The organism is Sinosporangium album (assembly GCF_900100605.1).
GTDB lineage: Bacteria > Actinomycetota > Actinomycetes > Streptosporangiales > Streptosporangiaceae > Sinosporangium > Sinosporangium album.
This window is the reverse complement of the sequence record NZ_FNCN01000074.1, coordinates 1-6555: the sequence shown is the minus strand read 5'-3', so window position 1 is coordinate 6555 and position 6555 is coordinate 1. Positions and strand designations below refer to the sequence as shown.

The following is a 6555-nucleotide window of genomic DNA, read 5'->3' as shown; positions in this document are numbered from 1 at the left end:
CTGGTCGAGACGCCCTCAGGCGGACGGGATGAGGAGCCGGCCCCTCCTGTGGGAGCAGCGGTCCACCCGCCCCACAGCGCGATCGCCCCACCCGATCGAGCCGCATATCGTTACGTTACGTTTCGTTACTTGATACGTTTCAGCTTGACGAAACGATATGTAACGATTAGACTGAGGGCATGACGAACACCGAACCCGCCGACCTGGCAGCCCGGACGTGCCGCTACCCCGGATGCACGCGGCCGCCTGTCCGCGAGGACCGCCCCGGAAGGCAGCCCGACTACTGCGACGACCCCGGGCACACCCGGGTGACCGCCTGGCGTGCTCGCCGGAAGCAGCAGGCCGCCGGCGAGCCGCAGCCCGACGACCTCGACCGCCCCGTCACCATCGGCACCGCCCGCGCGGCCGAGCTCACCCGCACCGCAGGTGAGCGCATGGATGCCCTCGTGGCCGACCTCACCCGCCTGGTGACGGACCTACGCACAATCAGCGACCCCGATGCGGCCGCGGCCGAGGTCGAGGCAGTGCAGGCCACCGCCCGCGAGGAGGTTGCCGCCGCCCAGGCCCGCGCCGTGCAGGCCGAGCGCGCCGCCGCCACGGCCGCCGCCGCAGCGCGTCAGGCCCAGGCCGAGCGCGACCAGGCCGACGCCGTCGCCGAGGAGGCCGAGCGCGAGCGCGAGCGCGCCGAGCAGGCCGCCGCCGACGCCCGCGCCGAGACCGAGCAGGCCCGCGCCGACGCCGTCGAGGCGCTCGACCGCACTCAGACCGAGGCCGCTGAGACGATCGAGCGGACGCAGCAGCAGGCAGCCGAGCAGGTGACCCAGGCCCGCGCCGAGCTGGAAGCCGCCCGCGAGCAACACCGCACCGAGGTCGAGCGGCTCACGGCCGCCGCCGAGCAGGCCCGCGCGGACGCCGAGGCCCGGGTGCGGGCCGCCACCGCGGAGCGCGACGCCGCCGGCGAGGCACGAGCCCGCGCCGAAGCCGCCGCCGACGCCGCGCGTACCGAGGTCGAGCGGCTCCGCGCCGACGCCGAGCGCGAGCGCGCGATGCTCACGCAGGCATACGAGGCACGCGTGGCCGACCTCACCGCAGCGGCCGCCGACGCCCGTGTCCGCGCCGAGCGCGCCGAGGTCGGACAGGACCGTGAGCGCGAGCAGCACCGGGCTGAGGTCGAGCGGACGCAGCAGCAGGCAGCCGAGCAGGTGACCCAGGCCCGCGCCGAGCTGGAAGCCGCCCGCGAACAGCACCGCACCGAGGTCGAGCGGCTCACGGCCGCCGCCGAGCAGGCCCGCGCGGACGCCGAGGCGACCAAGGGGTGACAGCCCGACCAACCGCCCTGGTGGCGGTCGCAGCCAGTGAGACGCACCTGTGGCGCCTCAATCGCGCGGCCGCCGCCCACGCTGAGCAGATCCTTGCCCAGGCTGCCCGCCTGATCCAAGGGGGCTACCAGGTGTACGTAACTGGCCGAAGGTAATTAAGTTTGCAAACTTAGGAGAGCTTGTGAGCGAGTTCGACGAATTTGCCGAGGCGCTGGCCGAGGCGCTCGCCGTTGGCGGGGCTGACGGCGAGGAGATTCGGGAGGCCATACTCGGCGCCCGGGTCGATGACGCGGTGCCCGATCGTCGGCGGTGGCGCCTCGACCGGCACAGGTAACCCCCCTGCAAAGCCGGAGTGTTCAAGTTTGCAAACTTGAACACTCCGGCTTTGGCTTTGTAGCCCCACCGCGACCGGTCGCCGAGGAGCCGGCGGTGGCGGGCCGAGCGTCGTCGGGCTGGCGGTGAGCGGGGGCGTGGCCGTTGGCGGCTCTCGTCTGACTTCCCTCGTAGCCGTTCCCAGCCCCGTACAGCGTCCTCTCACCGTCTCCTCTCGACCTCCCTCCTCCCCTGATTCCAGTCTCTCCCCACGCATCTCCTCTGCCCTAGGCAGAGTCCTCTCGTCTCCCCCACTCCCTTTTCTAAGTCCCCACACCTAGGCATTATTAATGATCTTGGGTAGAGTAGCTGTGACCAGTGATGTAGATGCGCCCTGTGGGGCGGGGCGGACCCGGAGGGAGGCCACCACGATGTTGAGCATCGCGGCGGGCTACGACCCCGGGTATCTGACCAAGGGTGTGGGCCGGGGGGCGGAGAACTACTATCTGGCGGCGGTGGCGGAGCATGGTGAGCCGCCCGGCGTGTGGTGGGGCGAGGGGGCGCGTGTTCTTGGGCTGGAGCCCGGCGCGACGGTGGACCCGCTGATCATGGAGCGGCTGTACTCGACCTTCCTTGACCCGCGTGACCCGCAGTTCCTGGACGGCTTGGTGCCTGATGCGGAGAAGGCGCATCTGGGGCGCCGCGCCAGCGGGTTCAAGAGCGCTGCGGAGGTCTTCGCCGCCCGCGCGGCCGCCGAGCCGGAGGCGACGCCTGAACGGCTTGAGGAACTGCGGATCGAGGCTCTCCGGGATCAGCGGCAGGCGGTGTACTTCTTCGACTTGACGTTCTCGCCGACGAAGAGCGTGAGCTTGTTGCACGCGGGTCTGCAGGCGTCCGCGCTGAGGGCTCGTGAGGCCGGGAACGCCGAGCAGGCTGACGCCTATGACCGTGCGGCCGCTGCGGTGTGGGGGGCGGTGATGGAGGGGGCTACGGCCGCCCTGACCTACGCGCGGGATCACGCGGGCGACGCGCGGACGGGGTATCACGGCAGGGTGGTAGAGGGGCGCTCGACCGGGCGGTGGATGGGTGCTGGCCAGTGGGTGGTGGCGCAGTTCCGCCAGCACACGAACCGGGAGGGGGAGCCTCAGCTCCACGTGCATCAGGCGGTGCTCAACCGCCAGTTGTGCGAGGACGGCCGATGGCGGAGCTTGGACTCCCGGGCCATCCACCGTGTCCGCGCCGCCGCGGCGGCGGTGGGCGAGCGGGTGATGGAGGAGCGGCTGACCCGGACGCTGGGGGTGGAGTGGCGGGCCCGCCCTGACGGGCATGGCCGCGAGGTCGTCGGTGTCACCGCCGAGCAGATCGCGGCATTTTCGAGCCGCCGCGTGCAGGTGACCGCTGATCTGGAGCAGCGCATCGCGGACTACGAAGCGGCGCATGGTCGGAAGCCGAGCGCCCGCACGATTTTCAAGCTGGCGCAGGACGCGACCAAGGCGACCAAGGCCGCAAAGCCCAAGCTCGCGGACATGCCGAGCAGGGCGGCGGAGCTGCGGGAGTGGGAGCGGCGGACCACTGAGCAGGAGATCGAGCAGCTCACTCAGATCCCCGCTTCGGCGCTCGGCAGGGTCGCTCCCGCCGCTCAGGCCGAGGCACGGGAGCGGCTGGCCGCGATGGACATGCAACACGTGATCGAGGCGGCCGTGGCCGAGGCCCAGGCCGCGAAGTCCGCGTTCACCCGGTACGAGGTGATCCGGTATCTGTCCCGGCACCTGCCCGACCACCTCGGTGCGCTGCCCGCCGAGCGGGTCGAGGCGCTGCTGGAGGAGCTCGCAGACAGGGCCCTGAACCCCGAGGGCACCGCGGCGGGGGTGCGGCTGGTCACGGCCCCTGAGCTGGTGCAGGAGCCGCCGGAGCTACGGCGTGCGGACGGTCGCAGCGTCTATGAGGCGCCGTGTGCGCAGCGGTACACCACGGCGCGGCAGCTGGATACCGAGACAGCGGTCATCGTGGGGGCGCTTGCCGGTGGGGCGCCCCGCGTCGATGCCCGCGAGGCCGCTGCTTTGCTCGGGATCGAGCTCGCTTCCGAGGTCGCGTCGTCTGCTCCGGAGTCGCTTGAGGGGACGTCGGCGGCGGAGACTGACGGGGAGGCGGCAGGGGCCCATACGGCTGGCGTTGGTGCGGGCGGGGCGGCAGACAGGACCGCCGGCGAGGTCGATCCAGCGGCGGTGCTTCCTACTCGCTTGGCGGCGGCGGTGGAGTCGCTTCGCCCCGATCAGCGGCAAGCGGTGTACGGCATTCTGACGTCGGGTCGGCGTACTGACGTGCTGGTTGGGCCTGCGGGGGCGGGCAAGAGCTTCACGGTCGCGGCGTTGGCTGAGGTGTGGCGGGAGCAGACGGGCGGTGCGGTGGTGGGGTTGGCTACCGCCCAGACTGCAGCCAACGTCCTCCGAGACGAAGGCTTGGACGCCACCTACAACATCAAGCAGTGGCTCGACAAGATCGAGTGTGCTCAAGTCCGGGTGGAGCCAGGGCAGTTGATCGTGGTGGACGAGGCGTCCATGGTCACCACCGACTATCTGACTGCGATTCAGAAGGTGGCAGAGCACGCAGGCGCGAAAGTCCTCTGGACCGGGGACCCCGAGCAGCTCGGCGCGCCGGGTGTCGGCGGGATGATGCGGCAGATGGTAGCCACGGCCGGGGCGTATCAGCTGGTCGACATACAGCGGATGCGCGAGACGTGGGAACGAGACGCATCGCTGCGCCTGCGGGCCGGAGACGTCCAGGTGCTCAGCGAGTACGACCGTCGCGGCCGTCTGCTGGGCGGAACTCGCGAGGACATGGCTGTGGCCGCATGCCGCGCCACCGTGGCCGACTACCTCGTCGGCCGCCGCACGCTGCTGATGACATCGACCAACGAGCAGGCCGCCGAGCTGGCCGCACGGGTGCGGGCCGACCTCGTCGCCTACGGCCTGGTGAGCGAGCACGGGGTGACCCTTCGAGACGGCAACGTCGCTGGGCGCGGCGACCTGATCACCGCGCGCAAGAACGACCACACCCTCATAGTCGGCGCGGATGCGCGGCCGCTCAGCAACCGCGACGTCTTGCGAGTCGAATCGGTAGGCGCGGGGACGCTTGAGGCCCGGCTCATCGGCGCGGACGGTCACGCGGGCGCTGTGGTGCGCTTGGAGGGTGACTACGTGGCCGAGCATGTGCAGCTGGCCTATGCCGGGACTGTGCACGCTGGGCAGGGGCGCAATGTGGACACGTGTCACAACCTCGTGGACGAGGGTGTGACACGGGAGATGCTGTACGTGATGCTGTCTCGGGGCCGAGATGGGAACTACGCCTACACCGTGGTAGGCGAGCGTGACCGTCAGGCTGATCTCCGGCCCGGTCCCGTCCAGGCAGCCGATGCCGAGCAGGCCGTCCAGCCTGAGGACAGGCTGGCGGTGCTCGCGAGGGCACTAGAGCGGGTCGAGGACGACCAGACCGCGCTGGAGGCGGTGCGGGCCGAGCGAGAGCGGACCGAGCACCTGGCGAACTTGGGGGCGCGGTGGCTTGATGGACACCGGCAGTACGCGGCTGCTGGCTACATCGCCCAGGCCGAAGCTCGCGGATCGCTCCCGGCGGAGCTGGCCGAGCAGCTGCGCAGCGACGCGGCCACCGGCACGCTCGGGCGCCTACTGCAGCAGCTGCATCTTTCAGGGCTGGACGCGCACCGCATCCTCGATATGGCGGTGGCCGAGCGCGAGCTCGACACGGCTGACTCCCCCGCCGCGACATTGCACTGGCGTATCACCCAGGCGGCCGAGACCCGCGGGATCGATATCGATCGGCTGGAGCCTGGTGAGCAGTACATCCGCGGTACGTGGCTGCAGCGCACGCTGCGGACGGGGCTTCCCCGCGTGGATGCGTGGCTGGAGAGGCTGGCGGCCGCGAAGGACGCGAGAACTGTTGTTCTTGGCGAGCGGTCCGCTGAGCGCCCGGCGGGGTGGCTGGTTGAGCAGCTTGGGGAGGCACCCGCCGAGGGGGCAGCGCGAGCAGAGTGGATCGAGCGGGCTGGCCGGGTGATGGCCTACCGCGAGGAGTACGGCTACGCCTCGCCGACCGATGCGATTGGTGCGGCTCCCAGCCGCACCAATCCGGAGGCGCGTGTGGCTTGGTATGCGGCTTATGACGCGCTCGGCCGTGCTGAGAGCGATCGGGATATCGCCGCCGTGACGTTGGGCGAGCTGTGGGTGATGCGGGCCCGGTACGAGAGGGAGGCGCGGTGGGCTCCACCGCATGTATCCGACGACCTGCGGATCACGTCTCTTAGGGCTCGCGAGCATGCTGCGGAGGCGGTACGGCTGCGGGCGGTGGCGGCCACCGCGATTGACGAGCAGGAGCGGGAGGCGATGGAGGCTCGGGCCGCAGGGGAGGCGGCGCTGGCGGCCGAGTTGGAGGAGCGACGTAGCCGCCTGGCCGAGATCGACGATGCCCGGCAGGCATGGCACGCAGCTACTGAGGATGCGCGGGTGATGGCGATGCGCGCAGATAGCGAGCTCCGCCGCCGGCCCGAGGTGGACGCGGCCGCTCTGCCGCCGCTGCACCGCGAGGCCACAGCTGATACGCCGCCGATGCGCGATGTCGAGGAAGTCGCGGGTGGCCACGAGAACCAGCTGACCCTCTTCGACGTCGCCGATTCTGGGCGGGAGCGCGAGGAGGCTGCCGAGACTGCGAGCGTTGAAGCAGAGGCGCCAATGCAGGGGCAGACGGCGCTGAGCCTGTACGGCGAGGCCGCCGAAATTGAGACGGGCAGCGTGCTTGGCAGGGCTATCCTGCGGGCGCGCAGTGCTCTTGCCGTGATCGTCGGGCGCGGAGTTGAGCGGGTGGCCGAGCGCGAGCGGCTGCGGCGAAGCGAGCTTGAGCGGGTAGCCGCTGA

General features: G+C 71.0%; 3 protein-coding genes. All 3 read left to right on the top strand.

From position 1 onward, the window contains the following. Positions 1-179 precede the first annotated feature (179 nt). Complete coding sequence (locus BLQ73_RS33025) at positions 180-1319, top strand: hypothetical protein (protein WP_093176377.1); 1140 nt, start codon at positions 180-182, stop codon at positions 1317-1319. 181 nt (positions 1320-1500) lie between these two features. Further along, a complete protein-coding gene (locus BLQ73_RS33020; RefSeq protein ID WP_176955795.1) occupies positions 1501-1653 on the top strand; it encodes a hypothetical protein in 153 nt (50 codons plus the stop codon). 409 nt (positions 1654-2062) lie between these two features. Beyond that, a partial coding sequence (mobF, locus tag BLQ73_RS30550) for a MobF family relaxase (RefSeq protein ID WP_093176375.1) occupies positions 2063-6555 on the top strand: 4493 nt, incomplete at its 3' end.

What these genes read in the sequence shown, in the direction of transcription:
- BLQ73_RS33025 (WP_093176377.1), top strand. Translation starts at nt 180, where the DNA reads ATGACGAACACCGAACCCGCCGACCTGGCAGCCCGGACGTGCCGCTAC.